The sequence below is a fragment of the Sphingobium agrisoli genome, from assembly GCF_041877245.1.
Lineage (GTDB): Bacteria > Pseudomonadota > Alphaproteobacteria > Sphingomonadales > Sphingomonadaceae > Sphingobium.
In genome coordinates this window covers 147,073-171,289 of the sequence record NZ_JBHDJI010000009.1, presented here as the reverse complement: position 1 = coordinate 171,289, position 24,217 = coordinate 147,073, and the positions used below count along the sequence as shown (strand labels likewise).

The window sequence follows — 24,217 nt, the reverse complement described above, 5'->3', positions numbered from 1 at the left end:
ACAGGGGCGCTGCCCCTGTATCCACGGGACCCGAAGGCGCATGTGATGGCCGAAGACAACGACACGGGACTTGCCGATCGCCATGCGCAGGGACTGCTCGCAGCCCTGGGCATGCGCGGCCGGCCGGCTGTCGAAGGGCTTCATCCGGCCCTGGCCTGGCGAAGGACCGGCCTGATGGCGGTTACCGGTCACGCCGATGGTCCCGCGCTAATGCTGCCCGCCGCCGTAACCGCCGCCGCCGACGCGGCCCTGGCGGCATTGCGGGCGATTGCGCCGGGCGGGGCGCTGCCCCCCTCGGGCGCGGCGTTGCTGGGCGAGCGGACACGCCGCCTCGGACTGCGCCGGGGCGGGCGGATGTCCGCCAACGGCACCTGCCGGCTGCTGACCGCCGCCGACGGCAGCCTGGCTCTCAACCTTTCCCGGCCAGACGATTGGGAGGCGCTGCCCGCATTGTTCCAAACCGCTGTGGCGCCCGACTGGTCAGCGGTCGAGCGTGTGGCGGCCGGTGCGCCACTGGCCGGTCTCGTCGCGCGGGGGCGCGAACTGGGCCTGCCGATCGCCCCGCTATGTGCGATACCGACCGCCCCCGCACCCCCCTTCCGGATCGAGCGCCTCGCTCCGCCACGGCCGGCTGCCGGGCGCCCGCTGGTAATCGATCTGTCCTCCCTCTGGGCGGGACCGCTGGCGGGCGCCCTGCTGGCGGCGGCCGGTGCCGATGTCGTCAAGGTGGAGAGCGCACACCGTCCCGATGGCGCGCGGGGCGGCGACGGCACGCTGTTCGACCTGCTCAACGCGGGCAAACGCTCGGTCGTGCTCGACTTTCACGACCCCTGCGATCTGGACCTGTTGCGCGCCATGGTGGCCCGCGCCGATATCGTGATCGAGGCGAGCCGCCCGCGGGCACTGGCCCAGCTCGGGATCGATGCACACAGCGTGGCTCGGGGCGGGGCCACCTGGCTGTCGCTCACTGCCTATGGGCGTTACGGCGACGCGGCGGGCTGGCTGGGGTTCGGCGACGATGTGGCGGTCGCGGGGGGCCTGGCCTGGGCAATGGCACAGGGTTGGGGGGAGCCGCTGTTCGCCGGCGATGCCCTGGCCGACCCGCTGACCGGGATCGTCGCCGCACTGGCCGGCTGGGCATCGTGGTGTGCGGGCGGCGGAGTGCTGGTCTCCGTGGCGATGGTCGATGTGGTGGCGGATGCGCTTGCCCTGTACCGGCCCGAAGCGGCCGAGCTGGCCCGGTGGCAGGCCTTGGCGGAAGGCGACCGCGCGCCGATGCTCCCCGTGCGGGCCGCGGCGGGTCCGGCCCCGGCCGCGGGCAGCAGCACAGAATGGGCGCGCCGCACCTTCTCTCCGGGCTAATCCCGAAGGGGAGGCAGCCGCAGATTTCACTGGACAACCGCAAGCTCATTAGACAAATGTCTAGCGATACTGCCGGAGGAAAGGTGTGCCAGGATGATTGACTTCACGCTCAATCCCGAGTTCGCGGAGAAGCTCGAGTGGGTCAGGACGTTTGCGATCGAAAAGGTGCGGCCGCTGGACGCCCTCTTCCCCGACCCCGGCGCGCCGTGGAACCCGCGCGACCAGCGCGCGATGAAAATCGTGCGGCCGTTGCAACAGGAGGTACGCGCGCAGGGGCTGTGGGGGGCGCACCTGCCGCCTGACCTGGGCGGTCCGGGCTGGAGCGCGGTGGAGCTGCTCCATCTCAACGAAATCCTGGGCGGGACGATGTGGGGGCCGACCGTGTTCGGGTGCCAGGCGCCCGACAGCGGCAATTCCGAGATTCTCGCACGCTTCGGCACGCCGGAGCAGAAAGAACGCTATCTGAAGCCGCTGCTCGAGAACGAGATCGTCTCCTGCTTTTCGATGACCGAGGTCGAAGGCGGATCGGACCCGACGCAGTTCCGCTGCAAGGCCGAACTGGTCGGCGACGAGTGGGTGATCAACGGAGAGAAGTGGTTCTCGTCCAACGCCCGCTTTGCCGAGTTCTTCCTGCTGGTGGTGGTGACCGATCCCGACGCGCCGGTGTATAACCGCATGTCGATCCTGGCTGTGCCGCATGACACCCCCGGAATCACGATCCTGTCGAACCCGGGCCTGCCGGGCGAACCCTATCCGGAGGGCACGCACGCCCATGTCCGTTACGAGAATGTGCGCGTGCCGAAAGAGGCGCTGCTCGGCCCGCGCGGCGGCGGCTTCATGGTCGCCCAGTCGCGTCTTGGCGGCGGCCGGATCCACCATGCGATGCGCACCGTCGGCATGTGCCGCCGCGCCATTGAAATGATGGGTGCCCGCGCCAACAGCCGCACGACCAAGGGCGAAACCCTGGCGCGCAAGCAACTCGTTCAGGTCGATATCGGCCAGTGCTGGATCGAGCTTGAACAGTTCCGCCTGCTGGTGATGCGCACGGCGTGGATGTTCGACAATCACATGGAAAAGGAAGCCCTGCCCTGGATCGCGGCCTGCAAGGTCGCCTGCGCGCAGGTTGCGCACAATATCGTGTTCAAGGCGATGCACCTGCTGGGTTCGCTGGGGCTTTCCAACCAGACCCCGCTTGCGGGGATGTGGTCTTCGGTCCTCGCCCTCGGCATGGCCGACGGTCCGACCGAAATCCACCAGATGTTCGCAGGCCGCGCGGTGCTGAAGTCGATCCCTGGTTCACCAGGCCGGTTCCCCGAGGATTTCATTCCGCACCAGCGGGCCAAGGCCGTGGCGATGTGGGGCGAGCGCGACGATGTGGATGCCGAAACCTATCGACGACTGATGGCGATCGACTGATCGGGTCGCCCATCGCGACGCCAGGACGCCGGGCCGGTTCTATCCGGCCCTGGCGCTCCAGACCATGATCGAGAGCCTAAACCGCAGAGCGGTTCAGTCAAAGACGATCAGACTCTAGTTGCTGGAATTGGGCACCTCGGGCGCATCCTCGGCCCACCGCACCGACCCGAACGGACGCTCCAGCAAGCGGCGGATTTGCGGACCCGTTCCCTTCCGCAAATAGCGGCGGGCGCGCATCTGGACTTCCAGCTCGTCCGGCGTATTGCGGTCGCGCTGGCGCAGATAGTCGTGCCAGGTCGGACACTGGAATCGCTCAACCCACAATTCCGCATCGGCAACATCGCGCGACAGCGACCAGTCGTAGCCGCCGTTGCGGCGTCGCACGGAGCGGACCTGCTGCATCATGCGGTAGAAGTCCCGCGCGTCTTCTGCCGGCACACGATAGTCCAACTGAACGATGATCGGACCCGAGCGGCCGGTCAGGGCAAGATTGACCTCAGGGTCGGACAGCTTGACCGGCTCCAGGTCCACCTCCGGGGCCGGGCGGACCGGCATGAACCGGCCCAGCATCAGGGTGGCCGCCAGAAAGGCCGCTGCCGCCAGCAACGACAGCTCGACCGAATAGGCCTGAGCCGCGCCGCCCCAGCACCAGCTCCCAACCGCCATGCCGCCACCGATCGCGGTCTGGTACGCCGCCATCAGCCGTCCCGACACCCAACGAGGTGCCATGGTCTGGATCTGGACGTTGCACACCGTCAGCGCGACCATCCATACCGCGCCGGCGATCGTCAGGGCCGCCCCACTCAGCACGACGCTGGGGCTGAGCGCCACGATCGCCACGGCACAGGCCAGCACTGCGGTCGACAGCAGGATCAGACCTTCCGCCGACAGGAGATGGCGCAGCCGGTTCAGACCGACCGCGCCGACCACCGCGCCCACGCCGTAGGTACCCAGCATCAGGCCAAATATCTCCGCGCTGCCGTGCAGCAGGTCGCGCGTGACGAGCGGCAGCAGCGCCGAGATGACGCTCCCGCCGAAGCCGAAACAGAAGGTGCGCACCAGCACCACCCTGACCTGGGGCGAGTGCAGCACATAGCGGACCCCCGCGCTGACCGCCCGGTCGATGCGTTCGGGCGGCAGGCGCGACGGGACGGGGGTGCGCCGCCACAAATACATCACGCCGAACATCGGCAGATAGCTCGCCGCAGTGGACGCAAACGTGATCCCCGCCCCGGCGATGGCCAGGATCACCCCGCCCAGCGCCGGTCCGAAGCTGCGGGCGATGTTGAAGCTGATCGAATTGAGCGCGACGGCCTGGCCCAGCATTTCCCGCGGCACCTGTTCGCCCACCGATGCCTGCCAGGCGGGATTGAACAGGGTCATCCCGGTGCCGGCCAGCGCGCAGAAGGCCAGCAGCATCCACGGCGACGCTTCACCCATGAACGTCAGGATGGCCAACGTCGCCGACGAAGTCATCGACAGCGCCAGCGCCGCCAGCGCGATCTTGCGCCGGTCGTACATGTCGGCGATCGCCCCGGCCGGGATCGACAGCAAAGTCATCGGCAGCATCAGCGCGGTCTGCACCAGGGCGACCATCCCGGCCGCCTTGGTCAGGGCGGTCATCTCCCACGCGGTGCCCACCGACAGGAACAGGAATCCCAGGTTGGAAAGAACGCTGGCAATCCAGATCCGCAGGAACAGGGACGTACGCAGCGGCGCCAGGACGCCATGAGACACGGCGGCTGCGGTCGGGACGCGGGAGGAAGCAGGACTATCGTTCATGCGCTCGGGATCGGCTCCGGCAGGCAGGTCGGCGGGCGTCGGATCGGGTCAAACCACGGGCGCGCCCGCCGCGTGCCGACGGGCGCCGTCGGTTCAGCGCAGTGTATAGGGCGCCTTGACGACCTCCTCACGCTTGAGCCGCGACAGGCGGTTGCCGATCTGCGTGTATTTGTAAGAGTTCCGCACCGCCGCCAGATAAGGCATGTCGAGTGCCTCCCACAGGGCACGCACCGTCCCCTGGGTGGCGATGGTCGGCTTTTCAGCGATCTTGGCGGCCAGCGCGTGCGCGGTCGACAACAGCTCCTCGCGCGGCACGACCTGGGAGACCAGGCCGATACGCAGCGCGGTATCCGCCGTGATCCGCTCGTCATTGCCCATCAGCACCATTCGGATGATCTCGCCATAGGGCATCCGATGCATGGCCCCGATCGGCTCGCAGGCGGACACCAGCCCGAAGCTGACATGCGGATCGAAGAACTGGGCATCCTGCGAACAGATGATGATGTCGCTTTCGTTCAACAGATAGAAGGCGCCGCCCGCGCACAGGCCCTGGACCGCCGTGATCACCGGCTTCCACACCAGATTTTGCTTCGGTCCCAGGGATTCGCCCGGATCGCGTTCGTCGAACGGCATGTCGGGACTCTCGTCGATCGATTCCACCACATCGACCCCCGTGCAGAACGCCCGGTCGCCCGCCGCCGCGACCACTGCGGCGCGCAGGTCGGGATCGTGCTGGAACAGGTGCCAGGCGGATCGCACCTCGTCGAGCATGCGCTGGTTGAAACTGTTCATCCGCTGCGGCCGGTCGAGCGTGAGCGTCAATACGCGGTCCGCGCCCTTCTCATAACGAATGGTTTCAAACGATTCCGGTTGATACGTCTTCATCGGCATCCTGCGGATTGGAAAGACACGGCACAACGGTGGGGATCGCTCGCGCCTGAGTCAAGCCACCAGTGGCCGTGTTCCGGCCGCCTCAGGAACGCGGAAGTTCAATTCCAGCGTGACCCCATTAGGATCGTTCACCAATATCTGGGTCAGGCCAAGGTGGGGAAACTCGACGATCCGGTGCGGCACCGCGCGTTGCGTTAGGCGCGCATGCATGGCGGCGAAATCATCGCAGGCAAAGGCCACATGATCCACCACGCCCGAACCGGCATAGTCCAGATCGATGGTCCCGGCCAATTCCCCCATCCTGGCCGTAATCCGGGCAATTTCCCGATCACGCTGCATCGGATCGAGCCGTACGACGTGGACCACGGGCACATCGGCATCGTCATACAGCCAGGCACCGGCGCCGGGTTTACCCGGGAATGGTCCCGAGCGCAGCCCGACCACCTCCTCATAGAAGGCGATAGTTGCCGCCAGATCGAAGGTGCGGACATTCCAGTGTTCCAGCCGGGGCATCCTATCTCTCCTGCGGGGGCCTGGACCGGGCGCGGCCTAGTCCTCAACGATTTCGATCGCGCGTTCCGGGCAGGCCCTGGCACCCCGGGCCGCGCTGGCCTCAAGCGCGGGAGCGACTGTTTCCTCGGTGATCGCGATATAGCCGTCATCATCGAGGCGGTAGACATCGGGCGCCACCGCGGCGCAGCGCGCGTGCCCAGAACAGCGGCCGGGAATGACTCGAATCTTCATGAGGATATCCTTTCAGGATGCGGTCGCGAGAGCAACCCGTTGAGCGCACCGACCAGAGCGGCCGGTTGTTCGAGCATGATGTGGTGATTGGCCAGCGGCACCTCTACCGGCGCCCCGCAGGCCGGCATGTGGTGACGGAAGTTCGCGATCTCCGCCGGACCGACGAAGGCGCTGGCACCGCCGTGGACCAGATCGACCGGGATCCGGCGAAAGGCCATTTCCCGGATCATTTCCAGCCGGTCGACCGGCTCGATCGTGGCGGGATCGAACTTCCACTTCCAGCGCCCGTCTTCGTCGCGGAGCACCGAATGCCGCGCGACATAGTCCAGGATTTCGGGATGGAGGCCGGTGCTGGGCGGGATCAGCCGGTACCGCGAAAGCGCCTCTTCGAAAGAGGCATAGGTCCGCTCCTGACGGTTCGGCAAATCCCGGCCCGTATGATCGTGGAACACCCTGGCGTCCAGGGCGATAACCCGCTGGAACAGGTCGGGCGCGGTTATCGCGGCGTAGAGCCCGGGCGTGGCGCCGAAGCTGTGGGCAACGACGACGATGTCCCGCAATCCGGCATCGCGGGCCACCGCGACCAGTTCGCGGGCATATTGCGGGCGCGAATAGGCCGCCCGCCGCCCGCTGTCGCCCATGCCCGATAAATCGGGCGCCACCACACGAAAGCGGTCGGTAAAGCGCGGGGCGATATGGTCCCACCAGCGGGCATGGGCGAGCACCCCGTGCGCCAGGATCATGCCCGGCCGGTCAGCCCGGTCGAGGCCCCAGGCGCGATACCGCACCGTGGCGCCCTCCAACTCGACCGCATGGACCTCCGCCGGCTGGTTCCAGGCGTCATGCAGCCAGGCAGAAAGCGCCCCCTGCCCCGGCCCGCCGGCGGCAATTCCATCGTCCATGACCTTGGTCCGATCCGCCTCAGGCAGCGTGGAAACCGATGGTCTTCATGTAGGTAAACTCGTTCAGGCCCTCGATGCCATATTCGCGGCCGTAGCCCGACCGCTTGATCCCGCCGAACGGGGCATGACTCGACATCGTGCCGCAGCCGCCGTTGATGGACACGCCACCAACTCGCATGGCCAGTGCCATTTCATAGGCCTTGCCCGCGTCGCGCGAAAAGATCCCGCCGCCCAGGCCGAAGTCGCTATCGTTTGCGATCCGGATCGCTTCCTCGTCGCTGTCGAACCCGATCACCACCCCGATCGGCCCGAAGACCTCTTCCTGGGCAATGCGGTGGGAATTATCGACATCGTCGAACAGCGTGGGCTCATAGTAGAACCCCTTGTCCAGACCCGCCGGACGCTTGCCGCCGATCACCAGCCGCGCCCCTTCCGACCGGGCGATGTCGACATAGCTTTCGCTGCGCGCACGCGCCTGCTCGCGGATCAGCGGCCCCAGGGCGACCGACGGATCGCTGGGATTTCCGATCTTCATGCCCGCGACGATCTGCGTGACAGCGGCGATATACTGGTCCTTGATCGAATTGTGGACCAAGTGCCGCGTGGTCAGTGCGCAACCCTGGCCGCAGTGCGCGGTAAAGCCCATCACACCGGCCGCGGCCGCTTGCGCGATATCCGCATCCGCCCGCACGATCAGCGCCGACTTGCCCCCCAGTTCGAGCAGCACGCGCTTAAGCGTCGGCGCGGCCTGCGCCTGGATTGCCGCCCCGACCTTGTCGGAGCCGGTGAACGAAATCAGGTCCACGCGCTTGTCCGTGGTCAGCGCCGCGCCCACATCGGCGCCGCCGGTAACGATGTTCAGCACACCGCGCGGCAGCCCGACCTCTTCGGCGATCTGCCCCAGGATCAGGGCCTCGAACGGGGTGAAGGGCGAAGGCTTCAGCACCACGGTACAGCCGACCGCCATCGCCGGAATGATCTTGCCCACGTTCAGGAAGAAGGGGAAATTGTACGGCGTGATCGCGGAGACAACACCCACCGGCTCGCGCGAGAGGACGCTCACGCCCAGCACCGTCGAACCATCCGCCGCCGGCGTCAGGTCGATCGGCAGGCTGGTCTGCGCGGGCCGCGTCATCAATTCCAGCGTGGTACGCGCATGCTTCATCGGCACGCCATATTGCAGGAACTGGGCAAGACCCCGGGTCGACCCGGCTTCGGCCACGATCAGATCGATGATCTCGCCCGAACGCCGATCGATCGCATCGAGAAACTGGGTCAGCTTGGCCTGGCGCTCCACGGCCGACAGATGCGGCCACGGCCCGTTATGGAACGCGGCATGCGCCGCTGCGAGCGCCGCCTCCACATGCTTCGCGTCACCGACCGGCGCCTCCCCCAGCACGGTTTCGTCCGCCGGATTGATCACCGCATCGCGCTCATCCGCCGCGGCCCATTCGCCATCGATGTAGAGCGAATCAAGATTCTTAACGAGATCCATTGCAGCTTCCTCTCAACCATGCACGCCGCCTTGTCTCCGGCTGCGTCATTCCAAGTTCTTACCGGGCACCACCAACTGCGGCAGCACAGGCACTCTGCGTGACACGCTTGCACATGTCCGGTTTCGGTCGGGCGACCAAGGCGCATCAGGGTACGCGCGGATTGTCGGCACGTTGACGCGGAAGCTTTTTGACATCACGTCAGCTTTCGGTCAATCTCAAGCTACGGTGCGGCGGCCTGATAGCTCCGCCGCCGGACAAAGAGTGGGGAGGAGGGATCGGACGTGCCGGAAGCTACATCATCCTTGCGTGCTGCGGGTACGGACCTGACCCGGCACTGCCAACGGCCACCCGCGCAGCGAGGGCGGGCATGACCAAGCCCTATCCGGCAATCACCCCCGAAACCGAGTTCTTCTGGACATCCGGCGCCGAGGGCAGGCTGTGTTTCCAGAAATGCGCGGCGTGTAGCACTTATGTCCACCCGCCGCAGCCGCGCTGCCCGCAATGCCTGGCCGCGACGCTGGACATCGTTGCGGTGTCGGGGCGGGCAAAGGTCGCGACCTTCACCATCAACCTGCACCAGTGGCATCCTGAGTTTCCCGCGCCCTATGCCATCGCGATCGTGGAGATCGAAGAGGCCCCTTATGTGCGGCTGACCACCCGGATCGTGAATTGCAATCCGGCTGATGTGACGTTCGATATGCCTGTGCAGGTGGTTTTCGAGCCGCAGGGTCCTGTCCATCTTCCCTTGTTCGAGCCGGTGCGCGCATGATCGACAAGTTCGAGGACAAGGTGCGCATCACCGGCATTGGGCAATCCCGGATCGGGCGCCGGCTCGGCGTCAATCCCGTCGGGCTGGCGATCGACGCCTGTCTTGCCGCGATGGCCGATGCGGGGCTGGAACGCGGCGACATCGACGGGCTGTCGTGCCACCCCGGTCCCCTTACCCTCAACGGCTATTCGGGGGCAGGCATCGCGGATGTCGAGCGGGTGCTGCGCGTCCACCCGCGCTGGTTCAACTCCGGGCACGAGTTCGCCGGCCAGACCGGGGCACTGGTGGAGGCCGCCATGGCGGTGGCGGCAGGACTGGCACGCCATGTGATCGTCTTTCGCTGCACCTGGGAATCGACCGCGCAGCAGCGCCAGATGGCCGACGGCGGGCACGCGCCCGCGATCGCGGACGAATTCCAGTGGATGGTGCCGTTCGGCGCCTTTTCGGCAGCGAACTGGATCGGCATGTACGCCAATCTGCACATGCGGCGCTATGGCACCACGCGTGAGCAACTGGGGGCGATCGCGGTCAACGCGCGCGCCAATGCCGCCCTCAATCCGTCTGCCATCTACCGCGATCCGATCACGCTGGACGATTATCTGTCGGCCCGCATGATCTCCACCCCGTTCGGACTGTACGATTGCGACGTGCCCTGCGACGGGGCGGTTGCCGTGATCGTGTCGGCGGCCGACGCGGCACGCGATACGCGCTCACCCCCCTTGCGAATCGAGGCGTTCGGCACCCGCATCGTCGAGCCGCTGAGCTGGGACAACGGCTCGCTCGACCAGCTTGTGCTGACCCGCGGCCCGGCGCAATCCCTGTGGGAACGCACCGACCTCAAGCCCGCCGATGTCGATGTGGCCGAGTTGTACGACGGCTTTACCTTCAATTGCCTGAGCTGGCTGGAGGCGCTGGGGTTCTGCCCGATCGGCGAAGGCGGACGGTTCGTCGAGGGCGGCAGCCGGATCGCGCTCGACGGTGAGTTGCCGCTGAACACGCACGGCGGCCAGTTGTCGGGCGGGCGGCTGCAGGGCTATACTTTCCTGCACGAAGCCTGCGTGCAGTTGCGTGGCGAAGGCGTGGCACGCCAAGTGCGCGATGCCCAGGTCGCGATCGTTTCGACCGGCGGGGGCGCGCCGGGCGGTGCGATCCTGCTGACCCGGGACTGACCGGCCCGGCACCTTGCACTGGCGAAGTTGCAACGCCTGGCCACGTCGCTGAGCATGAACGACAATCGGTTTGTAAAACCGTCCAGCCGGGCTACGCTCGGCCACTAGGGAGAGAGCCATGGAATGCTTGCCAATGGAGCGGGGCTTCGGAGCCACCATCACGGGGTTGGACCTGTCTGGTGGATTGTCGGAGGCCACAGCCACCGCCATACTGCAGTGCCTGTACCGGCATCGCTTCGTGATGATCCCTGACCAGGACATGGACCAGGACCATTATATCGAGGTCGCCCGGCAGTTCGGCCGACCGATCATCTTCTTCGATCCTGCCCAGCGCGACGGCGGCAAGCCCGAACTGATCGTCATCACCAACAGCCCGGACACCATCCCGGAGAACCGGGATTTCGCGCTGCACTGGCATTCGGACGGGTCCTACGAGAACCCTTCTGCCAGCATCACCATTTTGTATGCGGCGGAGGCCCCGGACCAGGGCAACGAGACGCTGTTCTGCGACATGGTCGCGGCCTATGCCGCGCTTGACCCCGACCTGCAGGCGCGGATCGAGCATCTGGTGGTGCAGCACGGGAAAGGCGACAAGCGCCTGATGCTGGAAGGCGAGTACCGCGGGCGGGCCAACGTCCCGTCGCTGCCGCCGGTCTATCACCGGCTGGTACAACATCATCCGGTCACCGGCGAGAAACTGCTCTATGCACCGGCGGGTTCGGCGATCAGCATCGTCGGGATGGGCGAGCAAGAATCGCTGGATCTGCTGCGGACCATCAAGCTTCACGCCACCGCCGAACGTTTTCGCGCCGAAGGTGCGGCGCGCACCCGGGGCCTGCTGATCTGGGACAATTTCGCGGTTCTGCATTCGGCCACCCCAACCCGCTACAGCGACCGGGACGGCGAACGGCGGCTGATCTATCGGATCAGCACCCGCGATATTCCCCATCCCGCGTCCCTGGTCGCGCGTGCCGCATAAGGCCGGACCGATGCACGAGGCGTTGCAAACAAAGATGATGCTGGATGGGCGGACCGCCGTCGTCACGGGCGGCGGCGGCGGGATCGGCCGAGGCATCGCCATCGGGCTGGCCCGGGCCGGAGCGCGCGTGGTCATCGGCGAGGTCGTCGCGGAGCGGGCGGCGGAAACGGCCGCCACAATCACGGCGGATGGCGGCAACGCCGTCACCATGGATGCCATGGACAGCGATCAGGTGCGCGCGCTGGTGGCCGAGGCGGATCATCGCTTCGGTGCCCTCGACATTCTGGTCAACAATGTCGGCGGCACTGCGCACCGCGCCTTCCTTGAGCAAAGCGAGCGAACCTGGCGGCGCCACATCGACCTGAACCTGATCAGCCTGTTCGCCGCCACCGCCGCCGCAGTGCCGATCATGATCCGTGGCGGACGGGGCGGATCGATCATCAACGTCAGCAGCATCGAGGCGGTTCGCGCCGCGCCCAATTTCGCGGTCTACGCGGCGTGCAAGGCCGGGATGGAAAGCTTCACCCGGTCAATGGCGCTCGAACTGGGCGGGCACGGCATCCGCGTCAACGCGCTGGCACCGGATCACACGCTGACCCCCGGCGTCATGGGCAACCGCACCGGCCCGGTCGATCCGTCCACCTGGCGCGAGCGTTCGGCCGCGGAAGTGGATGGACTGCTGCGGATCATTCCCCTGGGCCGCGAGGGCGTGGCGGAGGAATGTGGCGATGCCGCGGTGTTCCTGGCCAGTGCCCTGTCGGCCTACATCACCGGCATCGTCCTGCCGATAGACGGGGGCACCTCCGCCTCGTCCGGGTGGATGCGCAATCGTGCCGGGGCCTGGACCCTTACCGAGGACTTCGACCCCGGCATGGGCGCGTGACGCCCCGCCCGCATGTGCCCCGCACCGGCACCGTCGCCCACACAAAACAGGAACTGCCGCGCGCCGAGACTTGACAAACTGTCACATTATGCTGCTCAACTACCGCGGATCGAACCGGTTCGCAGGCGCCAGGACTGCGCAAAAATCATTCATTCGGCCTGTTTGCCCACCCCGGCGGACCGGCCATCGGGAGGACAGTTATCATGACGCTTGTAATGAAAGGCATTCGTGTCCTTGAGGTCGCGCAGTTCACGTTCGTCCCCGCGGCGGGCGGCGTGCTGACCGACTGGGGCGCGGAAGTGTTCAAGATCGAACACCCCGTGCGCGGTGACGCGCAGCGCGGGCTGAAGGTGTTGCAGAGCTGGACGGTGAACCCGCAGCGGGCCACCTTCATGCACCACCCTAATCGCGGCAAGAAGAGCGTGGGCATCGACATCGGCACCGAGGAAGGGCTGGAGGTGCTCTACGAGCTGGCCGCCACCTGCGATGTCTTCCTCACCAACTTCCTGCCCGCCGCGCGGCAGAAGCTGAAGATCGACGTGGAGCACATCCGTAAGGTCAACCCGAACATCATCTACGCACGCGGGTCCGCACTGGGCAACAAGGGGCCGGAGCGCGAGAACGGCGGCTTCGATTCGAGCGCGTTCTGGGCGCGCGGCGGTTCGGCGATGCTGGTCACGCCGAAGGAACTGGACGGGCCTCTGGGCATGCCCGGGCCGGCCTATGGCGACACCATCGGCGCCATGTTCATCGCCGGCGGCATCTCGGCGGCGCTGTTCCACCGGGAGCGCACCGGCGAGGCGACCGAGGTGGATATCTCGCTGCTTTCATCGGGTGTCTGGGCCACCGCGATGGCAACCGATGTGGCGATGGAACTGGGCACGTCGCCCTTTGTCAGCCCACTGCCGGAGAACGGCAAGGTGGTGGCGGGCAGCCAGAACCCGTTCATGGGTTTCTATGCCACCAAGGATAGGCGCGTCATCAACATGGCCGTGCTCCAGCCGGGGCCTTACATGCAGGATACCTTCGAACATCTGGGCCTTGCTCACCTGATGGAGGACGAGCGTTTCTCGACGGTCGAGGCGCTGATGGCCAATTGCGAGCAGTGCGTGCCCTACGTTGTCGAGGCGTTCGCATCGCAGCCACTCAGCTACTGGAACGAGCGGCTCAAGACGCTGAAGGGGCAATGGGCCACCTTCCAGACGCCGGAGGAGGTCGCGCAGGACCCGCAGGTCCTGGCCAACGGCATGATCTACGAAGTCGAATCGGCCGATGGCGGCGCACCGATCCGGCTGGTCGCCAATCCCGTCCAGTTCGACGGCGTGGCCGCGCAAAATGTTCGCGGCCCCGAAGCCAGCGAGCATACCGAACAGGTCCTCATGGAAATGGGGCTCGACTGGGATCGGATCGAAGCCCTAAAGGCAAAGAACGCCATCGCGTGAGCCGGAGCCCGGGGCGGAACGCCCCGGGCACGCCATCCTTGATCGGGCACGGATCGGGCGCGACTGCCTTAACGGAGCGCGGTCACAAACATGGGAGAGTGAAGGCTTGGCACAGGTCATCGACATGAGCGGCAAGGTCGCGCTGGTCACGGGTGCGGCAGCGGGTCTGGGTCGGGCCACCGCGCTCCGCCTGGCCGAGGCCGGGGCGCGGCTGGTGCTGGTCGACGTGGATGCTGCCGGACTGGCCGCGACCGCAGCCCTGATTCCCGGCGCGGACGTGGTCGAGCATGTCGCCAACCTGGCCGATCCCGATGCCTGCATTGGCGCGGTCCAGGCGGCGGTGACCAACACCGGTCGCCTAGACGCGCTGTGCAACATCGCCGGCATCATCCGCATGTGGCATTCCACTGACATGCCGCGGCGCGATTTCGAGCTGACCATGGCGATCAACCTTCACGCGCCATGGTACCTCTCCCAGGCGGCGATTCCCCACCTGCTCGAAACCAACGGAGCGATCGTCAACTGCGCCTCCACGGCCGCCTATATCGGCGAGGCGTATTGCGCCGCCTATTGTGCCACCAAGGCAGGGGTCGTGCAGATGACCAAGGCGCTGGCGATGGAATATATGCGCCAGCCGATCCGCATCAACGCCGTGGCGCCCGGGGGCATGAACACCGACATTTCGAAGACGATGACCCTGCCGACCAACCCCGATCGCGAGCTGATGAGCCGCTTCTATCCCCTGCGCGGGATGGTCGAGCTGGACGATGTGGCCGAGATCATCGCCATGCTGGCCTCGCCCGCCGGCCGATCCTACCACGGCGCATGTCTGACAATCGACGCGGGCATTACCGCGGGATGACGGATGCCATCGGATTCGTCGGCCTGGGTTCGCAAGGCGGCCCGATGGCCATGCGGATCCTGGCAGCGGGAATGCCCCTGATGGTGTGGGCGCGGCGGCCGGACGCGGCGATGCCCTATCGCGCAGAGGGTGCTGCCGTCGCGGCCAGCCTGGCCGAGCTTGGCGCGGCCTGTCGGCACATCGGCCTGTGCGTTGTCGATGACAGCGACGTGATGGAGATCGCGGACCAGTTGCTTCCGTCAATGGCGCCGGGGGCCATATTGGCGATCCACGCCACCGTCCTGCCCGCCACAGTGATCGCACTCGAAGCACAGTGCCACGCGCGCGGACTGCGCCTGATCGATGCGCCGGTCAGTGGCGGCGGAGTCGTTGCCGCCAGGGGCGAACTGACGGTCATGTGCGGCGGTACTCCCGAAGCCTTCGCGCAGGCGCTGCCGGTGCTGGAGAGCTTCGGCAAGCTGATCGTCCTGCTGGGCGGCGCGGGAGCTGGGCAGCAGGCGAAAATCCTCAACAACGCGCTTTTGTCCGCACATCTGGGCGCCGCCTGGGCGGTATTGCGGGCGGCGCAGGCGCTGGGCATCGACAAGGCCAGCCTGGTGCCGATCATCGCGGCATCCAGTGGGCGAAGCTATGGGTTCGAACTGGCGGCGGGCCTGTCGGCGCCGCAGGATTTTGCCCTTGGCGCTGATCGGCTGCGCAAGGACATGGCGCTGCTCGAGGCGATCCTGCCGGATGTTCCCGAAGTGGGCCTCCTGTCGCAAACCGCCGCCGACTTCCTGCGCGCCGACCGTAGTGCGCCGGTGTGATTCACCGGCGGGCACGTGATGCCGCATATGTCAATGGGCAGATGATCAGCGTGGATGGCAGCTATCGCCTGTTTGCGTGACCGTCGCCGATCAAGCCGATCCCTCCAGTGCGCCCTGCAGGGCCTGTTCCAGCCAGCGCCGGGTTCCGACATCGACCCCGGCAGCGAACACGTCGAGCGGCAGCAGCTTCCAATAGGTGAAGAACCCGCTGCACAGCATGGATATGCGTGCCGCCCGCTCCATCCCGTCCGTGCCGCCGATCCATGCCGCCAGTGGCCGGATCACACGCTCCTCCAGAGTCGCCAGGGCAATTGCGCGCGCGCCCGGATCGGTTGCCGCGAGCAGCATCATCCGCAGCGGATTGGGCGCACCACGGTCACGGTCCAGGAAATAGGCCACCACATGCACGCCGAATCGTTCGCGCGGCGTGTCCAGCATATGTTCAATATCGAGCGACTCGATCAGAGCGGCCCGAAACAGACCCTCTTTCGATCCGAAATAACGGCTGACCAGGGCGGCATCCAGCCCGGCTCCGGCCGCCAGCTCACGCACTCCGGTCGCGGCATAACCATTTGTCGAAAAGAACTGCTGCGCCGCGGCCAGCAAGCGCGACCTGGCCTCCACGGCGTTCCGCTTGCGCGGTAGCTTCGGAGATATGTCTGCGACTGTTGACATATGGGTGGTCGCTCCATTATCGCTAGGTGGTCCGGCCTTCCGCAGTCGCGAGCCGCACCGGGTGCTGCAGCAATCGCGCAGCATGGTGCGGTTATCAAGATTGCGACGAGGTCTAAAGCAACCGCACGTCCCGCTCGGCGGCGACGTCGGTCAACCAGAACATAATGCAACGGAGAGGCCAACATGCAGGAATTGGAGCAACGGATTGACGTGACCGATGCTGCCGGGCTGGGCGAGCCCGCGCATATTGCCGTTACCATCACCCTGCCCGATCCCGCCCGGATGCCGCCAGTGCCGTTTCTGTGCTTTGCCAAGCCGGGGGGCGGCTATTCGCGCGGCTATTACACGCACGATCTGCCCGGGCCGGGGACTGGGGCCGAAGCGGGTTGGCACGCCGCGCGGGGGTGGATATTCGTCTCGGTCGATCACCTGGGCGTTGGCGCGTCGAGCCTGCATCCCGGCGCGACGCTGGATTTCGTGCGACTGGCACGGACAGCCCAGGCTGCCGAAAGTGAAATCATCCGCCGCCTGGCCGAGGGCACGCTGGCGGATGGCTTCCCAGCCGTCCACGACACCGTACGGCTTGGCATCGGCCAATCGATGGGCGGGTGCATGACCATTGTCCAGCAGGGCCGCCACCATTGCTATGACGGCGTTGGCGTGCTGGGCTACAGCGCCATTCATACCAGCCCCTACCACCATCGCGCGGACCCGAGCAGGATGCCCTGGTTCGGGCGCGACACGCTGCTGTCGGACCCGCTGACACTCCTCAATCCCGATGCCGTGGCTGTCAGCCAGGCCAACAGCACGCCGGGCGATGGCATCGGCGATCGCATGATGCGCAATTTCCATTATGACGATGTGCCGGACGAGGTCGCAGTGGCAGATCTGGCCCACTTCAACCGGCCCGGCCATCTCCAGGGCGATGCGCATGCGGGGCATCAGCCCGCGCCATGGCACTCGTTCACATTCCCCAATCCGGTCGCGCCGGCCACCCTGACGCCCGGAATCATCGCGCCGGAAGCCGCCGCCATCCGCGTCCCGGTGCTCGCCGCATACGGGGAACGCGACGTTTCGCGCGAGGCGAAGGACGAGCCGAAGGCCTATTTCTCCTCACCGGCGATCGACGTGTTCGTCTGTCCGCGAATGGGGCACATGCACAACTTTGCCAGCACCCGCGAACTGTTCTGGGAACGGATCGATAGCTGGGCAGAATGGGTGCGCGCGGCGCGGGGAGCCAAGCTTGGCCAGCGTCGCCAATAGCTGGGTGGGGTACCGGCCTCCGCCCCGGTCAGCCCTGCCCCTCGAACCGGAACCCGCTGCCTTCGGAGACGATCCGGCCGCAGTGCGGGCCGGCAAAATGCGCCGGAATCATCAGGGCCGCACGTTCGGCAATGGTCCGGCACAGATATTCGCGGGTCGCGATGGCTGCCGCCCGATCGTCGCATCCTTCCAGATGCAGACCGGGACGCAGGACCTGCAACGGGTGGTGAAAGGCGTCGCCGGTGAAATAGGCCTCTTCGCCGCGGGATTCGAGGTGCAGCAGTGAATGGCCGGCCGTGTGCCCATAAGCGGGCTCAATCGTCAGCCCCGGCAGGATCGGATGACGGTCCGGCACCAGATCGGCCAGCCCTGCCTCAATCACCGGGCGCACACTGTCTTCAAAGACACCGACATTATAGTCCACGGAGCAATGGTCGGGGCGCGCCGGATCCCATCGCTCCGCCTCACGCCGCACGAACAGGTAGCGGGCCTTTGGGAAGGTCGGCACCCAACGGCCGCCGCTCAGCCGGGTGTTCCATCCGCAATGATCGCAATGGAGATGCGTGCAGAAGACGTAATCGACATCCTCGGGCCGGACGCCGGTGGCTTCAAACTGCTCCAGGAAGGGCGTGTCGAGCCGATGGAAGGCCGGCAGGACCGGGCGCTCGCGTCCGTTGCCGTTACACGGGTCGATCACGATCGTCCTGCCCCCGACACGCAGCAGCCAAGTCTGGAAGACCAGTTCAAAGCTGTCGCGCTCCATATCGAAATAGGGGGCCAGCCAGGATGCGTTCGCGGCGAGGAAAGCCCGGTCCTGGGTCAGCGCAGCCATGGGCAGTTGCTGCCGCATTTCCTCGACCCGTGCGATTTCGGCGTCACCCACCTGCGCCGTCAGCACAGCTTTTTCTGCGAACATCGTCTGCCCTCTCTTGCTACCGCCAGATTAGGACCGGGGACCAAAGCGGGTCAAGCGACCACCCCTTGCCTGTTACACTCCCCCCGTTAATGCAGACGACTGCTGTCACCTGCGAAGCGGCTTAGGAGAGAGGCCATGCACAAAATTGGATCGAGCGAACGGCCTGACCTGCCGCTTGCCGTAGTGGTCGGGGCAGGCGGCATGGGCATCGCCGTTGCCCGCCGGCTGGGCCAATCCTGCCGGCTGCTGCTGGCGGATCGCGATGAGGATGTGCTGGCGCAGCATTCGGCCGCCTTACGGATCGAGGGCTTCGATGTGCAGACGGCGCGTTGTGACGTCACCATCGGGGCCGACGTGGATGCGCTGGTTGCGCGGGCGGCCGAACTGGGATCGGCCAGAGTCGTGGCGCATGTGGTCGGGCTATCGCCCAGCATGGGCGATTTCCGCCAGATCATGGCGGTCAACCTGCAGGGCGCCCGCCGGGTGGAGCAGGGGTTCCGGGAACAGGCGCGTCCCGGCTCCTGCGCCATCTTCATTTCCTCGATGGGCGGGCATCTGAAGCCGTGGAGCGCGGCGGTCCAGCGCCTGATCGACGATCCGCTCGCGCCGGACTTCCTTGCCGCGATCGAAGCCGCGCTGGAGGAGCCGATCACGCCGACCCTGGCCTACCAGCTTTCCAAGGCGGCCCTCAACCGCATGTGCCGGCGCGAGGCGTTTGCCTGGGGCAGCCGGGGCGCCCGGATCGTCTCCCTGTCTCCCGGCATGATCGCGACGCCGATGGGAGCGATCGAGTTTGAGCGCCAGCCGGTGAAGCATGACCTGCTCCGCGCGACGCCGCTGCAGCGTGAAGGCACCCTGCTGGAGATTGCCAACGTCGTCGAGTTTCTGGCGTCGGACCGTGCCTCGTTCATATCCGGGACCGACATTCTGGTCGATGGCGGCCTGGTGGGCACCCTGCAGGAGAGAAGCGCCTGATTTTTGCTGCCGGAACGGCCGGCGCGGCCGTGGCAGAAGAGGAGAGGATGAGAACATGTTGAGAGACATCGTGCTGGTTCACGGCGGCGGCCAGGGAGGTTGGATCTGGGATGAAACCGTAGCGGCGATCCGTGTCCAGGCCGGGGCCGACGCCGGCCGGATATTCGCGCTCGATGTGCCCGGCTGCGGCACGAAGCGTGACCGCGATACCACCGGGCTCAGCACGCCGGAGGTGATCGCGGAACTGTCCGCCGAGCTGGATGCGGGCGATGTACGCGATGCGCTGCTGGTCGGCCATTCCATGGCCGGCACGCTGCTGCCTGGTCTGGTGGCGGCGGCGCCGCCGGACCGTTTTGCCCGTGTGGCCTACTACACCTGCGCAGCGCCCAGTCAGGGCCAGACAATCCAGCAGATGATGGGGCGCGGCGTGCACGGCACCGCCGAGAACGAAGTGGGCTGGCCTCTCGATCCGGTCACGACTCCGCCGGCGGACCTCTTCCGCAGCGCCTTCTGCAACGACATGGACCCCGCGATGGCCGACCGCTTCATGGCGCGGTTGTTCACGGACAACTGGCCCGCAGCCTGCGGCGACTCCTGGTCAAGTTGGGCATATGATGCGGCCCGCCATGTTCCGGCAACCTACATCGTGGCGCTGGGCGACAGGATTCTGCCGGTGAGCTGGCAGGAACGCTTCGCCGAGCGGGTGCATGCCGAGCGCCTGGTCTATATAGATTCCGGCCATCAGGGCATGAACAGCCGCCCGCATTCGCTTGCCGAAATCCTCATCGTCGAAGCGCGTCGCGCGGGCTGAAGGCTCCCGGCGTCCCCGCCTCAGGTCAGGGACGCAGGATCAGACCCGTCCGGTCACCGGAATGCACGCGCCGGTGACCGCCGAGGCGGCGTCGGACAGCAGGAAGGCGATCACCTCGGCCAGTTCCTGCGGGCGGACCCACTTCGGCGCATCGCCCTCACCCATGTCGGCGCGGTTGACCGGCGTGTCGATGATCGAGGGCAACACCGCGTTGACCCGGACCCGGCCCTTCAGCTCTTCGGCCAGGGCTTCGGTCAACCGGGCCACGCCCGACTTGCTGGCGGTATAGGCGCCCATGCCCATGCCCGCCTTCAGCGTCGCCGCGGCACCGACATTGACGATCCCCGCGCCGTCGCCCAGCAAGGGCACCGCCGCGCGCGCCGCGTTCAGCGCGGTGCGCACATTGATGCGATAGAGGAAGTCCCAGGAATCGGGGCTACCGTCCATCACGGTTTCCCAGCGAAAGCCGCCGGCGATGCTCGCCAGCCCGGCAATGCCGCCGGCCGTTGCGGGACCGGCAAAGGCAGCGGCGGTTGCGGCGCTGTCGGTCAGATCGACTCCACCGACAAAGACGCCGTCAAAACCCGGCGCTTCACCCGCCAGATCGATGCCGACCACCGCATGGCCCAACGCCGTGAGATGACGCGCAACGGCGCCACCCAGAAATCCGGCCGCTCCGGTGACTACCACGGGTTTCGACATCGCTCATACTCCTCAGTCTAGATAGCAAGCGGGCATCCGTCTGCCGCGGTCACGCACGCGCGCGCACTCAGGTGCCCACCGCCGCCCTGCGCGCCTGGCTCAGGCGAACTGGTCAGTCGGAGGCGGGGAGCGGCTTGGCTTCCTTGATGGTGAGCACCACGCCATCAACCGCCAGCGAACCCTTGCCCGGCTTCACGCACAGCAGTTCGAAGGTACCGGCCGCATCGACATACCGCTTGCCCATCATGGTGCCGCCCGAATAGTCCGCCGACAGGGGGGCCGCTTCAGCGGGCTTGGCTTCGCCCATCGGGGCACCGCCGCACTCAATCGTGCCGCTGCCGACGCGGATGACCATCACCTCGGTATCGTCTGCCGCACTCTTCAGGCGGGTTCCTGGCTTCATTCAACTTCTCCTCTTATCCCTCGTAGAGCCTTTTATCGGCACAGCGGCGGCGCAGGGCAACCAGGCTGGCCTGGCATATGGCCCCGCTCCATCAATCGCGCGGACGTCCGTAATAACGGATAATCTGTTCGGGTGAAGCCGTCTTCATGCTGTTCGCGTCCATGCTCGACAGGCCGGCGACCACCTCCAGCGCGCGCACAGTGGCGGGCCGCTGCACGATCTCGTCAAACCACCGGCGCGTCGCCGGGCCAAATGCGACATCGGGGAAATAGCGGGTGCAGGTCCGCATCCAGGGGAACAGCGCCATATCGGCAATGCTGTACGTCGCCCCCGCAATATAGGGCCGCTTGGCCAGCTCACCTTCGATCACGCCGCACAGACGCTCCAGTTCCCGCTTGTAGCGCGCTTCGGCATAGGCATTGCCGGACGGGCGGTCACGGAAGTGGATGGCCTGACCGAACATCGGGCCGACCCCGGCCATCTGGAACATGACCCACTGCATCACATGATAGCGCGCGGCCCCGGCAGGAGGCAGGAACGCCCCTGCCTTTTCCGCCAGATAGAACAGGATTGCGCCGGATTCGCAGAGCGTCAGCGGGCCTTCGGCCGGGCTGTCGTCCACAATCACCGGAACCTTGGCATTGGGGTTGAGCGACAGAAAATCTTCGCTGAACTGTTCGTTCAGGATCACGTCGCGGCGTTCGAACCTATAGTCCTCGCCGATCTCCTCAAGCATAAGGAAAACCTTGATGACGTTGGGACTGCTCATCCCATAGAGGGTAATCATCGGCGCTCCACTCCATAGGCAAACCCGCCCGCCGTCACCCTGCGGGTGAGAGCGGGCGGGTTTTCCGGTTTAGCCTGCCTTCAGGAGGCGGCCATGTCTTTCTCATATTCGAAGTTCATGCCGACCATATCGCCGCTGTCGCGCCAATTCTGGAAGTTCTGGAAGAACTTGCGAATACCGCCACCATAGACGTCTGCGAAGAAGCCGTTGGTGTTGGTGGTGTTACCTTCGTTGTTGAAGAACCCCGGGGTGCATTCCGCCCAATAGCGATCCGCCTTGCGTTTGTGGCCCCAGAAGTCGTCCAGGAAGTTCTGCACCGATTCCGCGCTCGGCTCGACCGTGACGGCGCCCCGCTTCTCGGTCTCCGTGATCATGTGCACCACATGGCCGATCTGGCGGGTGATGCCATAGAGCAGGTTGAGCGACGATCCGCTCTGGGTCCGGCCCAGCAGGAACAGGTTCGGGAAGCCGTCCACGGCCACGCCGAAGAAGGTCCGCAGGCCGTTGCCCCAATATTCGGACAGCTTGCGCCCGCCGCGGCCGACCACGTCGTAACCGGCGCGATGGACGTAGGAGGTCTCGGTCTCGAAGCCGGTCGCGAAGATCAGGCAGTCAAGCTTGTGCTCCTTGCCGGCCACGACAACCCCGTCAGGGGTGATACGCTCGACGCCTTCGCCATCGGTATCGACCAGATGGACGTTGGGCTGGTTGAACGCCTGAAGATAGGTGTCGTGGAAAGTCGGGCGCTTGCAGAACTGGCGATACCAGGGCTTGAGCGATTCGGCCGTGGCAGGATCCTTCACGATGTCCGAGATCTGCTGCCGGATACGATTCATGTTCTGATAGTCGTACAGTTCGAGCAACTGGCTGCGCTCGTGGCGGTCCAGCGGGCGGCCGACCTTCTCGGCCGCAGCCTTGAGCGCCGGGCCGAAGGCCTTGCGATACAGGATGGTCCAGCCGTCGTTGACCAGGTCCACCTCGACTTCGGGAATACCTTCCAGCACTTCCGCGAAGTTGACCATGCGCTCCCACTGCCAGCCCGGCTTGAGCGAGGCCGCCCATTCGGGATCGGTCGGCTTGTTGTAGCGCAGGTCCACGCACGACGGAGTGCGCTGGAAGATGTACAGTTCCTTGGCCGAAGCGGCCAGATGCGGGATGCACTGGATCGAGGTCGCGCCCGTGCCGATGATGCCGACGCGCTTGTCCTTCAGGCCGTCGAGGCCGCCCAGCGTGCTGCCACCGGTGTAGCCATAGTCCCAGCGACAGGTGTGGAAGGTGTGGCCCTTGAACGAGTTGATGCCGGGAATGCCGGGCAGCTTGGGCTTGCTCAACGGACCGGTGGCCATGACGACATATTTCGCCTTGAAGGCGTCGCCGCGATCAGTCGTGATTTCCCACTTCTTGATCGTGTCGTTCCAGGTCATCCCGGTGACCGCGGTCTGGAACATCGCGTTATCGCGCAGGTTGTACTTGTCCGCGATCTTCTCGGCCTGGGCCAGAATCTCCGGCTGATACGGATATTTGCAGGTCGGCATCGTGCCCGTGTCTTCGAGCATGGGCATGTAGACATAGCCCTCGGTGTCGCACTGCGCGCCCGGATAGCGGTTCCAGTACCAGGTGCCGCCCACGTCGCCGGCCACGTCGATCAGCCGGATGTTGCTCGACTTGGTAAAGCCGGCCTTGCGCAGTTGCGCACCCAGGCACAGCGAGCTGAAGCCGGCACCGATCAGCAGGAAATCAACCTCGTCAAAGATCGGATCGCGCTTGAAGTCGGGATCGGCATGGGGGTCTTCGCAAAAATGCGAGAGCTCGCCGGCGATCTCCTGATACTCGCGCGCACCGCGCTCAAGCCGCTTGTCGCGTTCGTGAAGATATTTCGCATGAAGGGCATCGGGATCAAAGTCGATTTCGCCGATGATCTGCGTTACGACCGGTGCAATTTCCATCTTCTTCATCTTCCCTACGCTCAAGTGTTCACGCGCGCCGTTGCAGGAATGCGGAAAAAATCCCCGCCGTTGCCCGCCGAACCACTCAGACCAGCGATATGAAGCCCCCTGCGCTCACCACGCCGGGCGGCCTTCGTGGATATCAATGACCGTTCTTGACACCACTGTCAAATAGTTTTTGCCAGTCGCTTCGCGCGGCGGCGGGCGACGCACCCGACTCCCGCCCGGTCTGCCGC

General features: G+C 66.0%; 24 protein-coding genes. 12 read left to right on the top strand and 12 right to left on the bottom strand.

What is annotated here, in order from left to right:
• The first annotated feature begins 174 nt into the window (after positions 1–174).
• A complete protein-coding gene (locus ACETPF_RS15440) occupies positions 175–1,362 on the top strand; it encodes a CoA transferase (protein WP_373935441.1) in 1,188 nt (395 codons plus the stop codon).
• 93 nt (positions 1,363–1,455) lie between these two features.
• Positions 1,456–2,778: an acyl-CoA dehydrogenase family protein gene (locus tag ACETPF_RS15435; RefSeq protein ID WP_373935440.1), complete on the top strand. Its 1,323-nt coding sequence runs from the start codon at positions 1,456–1,458 to the stop codon at positions 2,776–2,778.
• 114 nt (positions 2,779–2,892) lie between these two features.
• Here the strand turns inward: ACETPF_RS15435 and ACETPF_RS15430 are convergent, their stop codons facing one another.
• The 6 genes from ACETPF_RS15430 to ACETPF_RS15405 form a co-directional block, all read right to left on the bottom strand.
• Entirely contained in the window at positions 2,893–4,560 is a 1,668-nt protein-coding gene (locus ACETPF_RS15430) for an MFS transporter (protein ID WP_373935439.1), read from the bottom strand.
• A 93-nt stretch (positions 4,561–4,653) separates the two neighbouring features.
• Positions 4,654–5,445: an enoyl-CoA hydratase/isomerase family protein gene (locus ACETPF_RS15425; RefSeq protein ID WP_373935438.1), complete on the bottom strand. Its 792-nt coding sequence runs from the start codon at positions 5,443–5,445 to the stop codon at positions 4,654–4,656.
• A gap of 57 nt (positions 5,446–5,502) precedes the next feature.
• Entirely contained in the window at positions 5,503–5,964 is a 462-nt protein-coding gene (locus tag ACETPF_RS15420) for a VOC family protein (protein WP_373935437.1), read from the bottom strand.
• A 36-nt stretch (positions 5,965–6,000) separates the two neighbouring features.
• Positions 6,001–6,195, bottom strand: a complete 195-nt coding sequence (locus ACETPF_RS15415; RefSeq protein WP_373935436.1) for a ferredoxin — start codon at positions 6,193–6,195, stop codon at positions 6,001–6,003.
• A complete protein-coding gene (locus ACETPF_RS15410; protein ID WP_373935435.1) occupies positions 6,192–7,097 on the bottom strand; it encodes an alpha/beta fold hydrolase in 906 nt (301 codons plus the stop codon). Before ACETPF_RS15410 ends, ACETPF_RS15415 begins: the two co-directional genes overlap by 4 nt.
• Before the next feature lie 19 nt (positions 7,098–7,116).
• A complete protein-coding gene (locus tag ACETPF_RS15405) occupies positions 7,117–8,592 on the bottom strand; it encodes an aldehyde dehydrogenase family protein (RefSeq protein ID WP_373935434.1) in 1,476 nt (491 codons plus the stop codon).
• A 368-nt stretch (positions 8,593–8,960) separates the two neighbouring features.
• Here ACETPF_RS15405 and ACETPF_RS15400 point away from each other — a divergent pair, with 368 nt between their 5' ends.
• The 7 genes from ACETPF_RS15400 to ACETPF_RS15370 all read left to right on the top strand — a co-directional run bounded on the left by ACETPF_RS15400 (position 8,961) and on the right by ACETPF_RS15370 (position 15,503).
• Positions 8,961–9,362 carry a Zn-ribbon domain-containing OB-fold protein gene (locus ACETPF_RS15400; protein ID WP_373935433.1) on the top strand — a complete coding sequence of 134 codons (402 nt, stop codon included), beginning with the start codon at positions 8,961–8,963 and terminating at the stop codon, positions 9,360–9,362.
• A complete protein-coding gene (locus ACETPF_RS15395) occupies positions 9,359–10,531 on the top strand; it encodes a thiolase family protein (protein WP_373935432.1) in 1,173 nt (390 codons plus the stop codon). The genes ACETPF_RS15400 and ACETPF_RS15395 overlap by 4 nt, the downstream gene beginning before the upstream one ends.
• A gap of 118 nt (positions 10,532–10,649) precedes the next feature.
• On the top strand, positions 10,650–11,510 hold the full coding sequence (locus ACETPF_RS15390) for a TauD/TfdA dioxygenase family protein (RefSeq protein ID WP_373935431.1): 861 nt from the start codon (positions 10,650–10,652) through the stop codon (positions 11,508–11,510).
• Complete coding sequence (locus ACETPF_RS15385; RefSeq protein WP_373935430.1) at positions 11,500–12,393, top strand: SDR family NAD(P)-dependent oxidoreductase; 894 nt, start codon at positions 11,500–11,502, stop codon at positions 12,391–12,393. The genes ACETPF_RS15390 and ACETPF_RS15385 overlap by 11 nt, the downstream gene beginning before the upstream one ends.
• A 203-nt stretch (positions 12,394–12,596) precedes the next feature.
• Positions 12,597–13,835: a CaiB/BaiF CoA transferase family protein gene (locus ACETPF_RS15380; protein ID WP_373935429.1), complete on the top strand. Its 1,239-nt coding sequence runs from the start codon at positions 12,597–12,599 to the stop codon at positions 13,833–13,835.
• A gap of 106 nt (positions 13,836–13,941) precedes the next feature.
• Entirely contained in the window at positions 13,942–14,697 is a 756-nt protein-coding gene (locus ACETPF_RS15375; protein ID WP_373935428.1) for an SDR family NAD(P)-dependent oxidoreductase, read from the top strand.
• Positions 14,661–15,503 (top strand): NAD(P)-dependent oxidoreductase, encoded by an 843-nt coding sequence (locus ACETPF_RS15370; protein WP_373935427.1) that lies wholly within the window; start codon positions 14,661–14,663, stop codon positions 15,501–15,503. Before ACETPF_RS15375 ends, ACETPF_RS15370 begins: the two co-directional genes overlap by 37 nt.
• Positions 15,504–15,593: 90 nt before the next feature.
• Here the strand turns inward: ACETPF_RS15370 and ACETPF_RS15365 are convergent, their stop codons facing one another.
• Positions 15,594–16,109, bottom strand: a complete 516-nt coding sequence (locus tag ACETPF_RS15365) for a TetR/AcrR family transcriptional regulator (protein WP_373935426.1) — start codon at positions 16,107–16,109, stop codon at positions 15,594–15,596.
• Between the two features lie 252 nt (positions 16,110–16,361).
• Between ACETPF_RS15365 and ACETPF_RS15360 the strand changes: the two genes are divergently transcribed.
• Positions 16,362–17,441: an alpha/beta fold hydrolase gene (locus ACETPF_RS15360; RefSeq protein WP_373935425.1), complete on the top strand. Its 1,080-nt coding sequence runs from the start codon at positions 16,362–16,364 to the stop codon at positions 17,439–17,441.
• Between the two features lie 28 nt (positions 17,442–17,469).
• Here the strand turns inward: ACETPF_RS15360 and ACETPF_RS15355 are convergent, their stop codons facing one another.
• Positions 17,470–18,357: an MBL fold metallo-hydrolase gene (locus ACETPF_RS15355; RefSeq protein ID WP_373935424.1), complete on the bottom strand. Its 888-nt coding sequence runs from the start codon at positions 18,355–18,357 to the stop codon at positions 17,470–17,472.
• A 135-nt stretch (positions 18,358–18,492) separates the two neighbouring features.
• On the opposite strand from ACETPF_RS15355, the gene ACETPF_RS15350 reads away from it, so the two are divergent.
• The gene (locus tag ACETPF_RS15350) at positions 18,493–19,332 is read left to right on the top strand and encodes an SDR family oxidoreductase (RefSeq protein WP_373935423.1); all 840 of its coding nucleotides are present in this window, start codon (positions 18,493–18,495) and stop codon (positions 19,330–19,332) included.
• Positions 19,333–19,387: 55 nt separating this feature from the next.
• Positions 19,388–20,143: an alpha/beta fold hydrolase gene (locus ACETPF_RS15345; protein ID WP_373935422.1), complete on the top strand. Its 756-nt coding sequence runs from the start codon at positions 19,388–19,390 to the stop codon at positions 20,141–20,143.
• A 39-nt stretch (positions 20,144–20,182) separates the two neighbouring features.
• Here the strand turns inward: ACETPF_RS15345 and ACETPF_RS15340 are convergent, their stop codons facing one another.
• From ACETPF_RS15340 to ACETPF_RS15325, 4 genes are all read right to left on the bottom strand, one after another.
• Positions 20,183–20,845: an SDR family oxidoreductase gene (locus tag ACETPF_RS15340; RefSeq protein ID WP_373935421.1), complete on the bottom strand. Its 663-nt coding sequence runs from the start codon at positions 20,843–20,845 to the stop codon at positions 20,183–20,185.
• Positions 20,846–20,957: 112 nt separating this feature from the next.
• Positions 20,958–21,248: a hypothetical protein gene (locus tag ACETPF_RS15335; RefSeq protein ID WP_373935420.1), complete on the bottom strand. Its 291-nt coding sequence runs from the start codon at positions 21,246–21,248 to the stop codon at positions 20,958–20,960.
• 91 nt (positions 21,249–21,339) lie between these two features.
• The gene (locus ACETPF_RS15330; RefSeq protein ID WP_373935419.1) at positions 21,340–22,035 is read right to left on the bottom strand and encodes a glutathione S-transferase family protein; all 696 of its coding nucleotides are present in this window, start codon (positions 22,033–22,035) and stop codon (positions 21,340–21,342) included.
• Between the two features lie 80 nt (positions 22,036–22,115).
• Positions 22,116–23,990 (bottom strand): flavin-containing monooxygenase, encoded by a 1,875-nt coding sequence (locus tag ACETPF_RS15325; RefSeq protein ID WP_373935418.1) that lies wholly within the window; start codon positions 23,988–23,990, stop codon positions 22,116–22,118.
• Between the last annotated feature and the right edge of the window lie 227 nt (positions 23,991–24,217).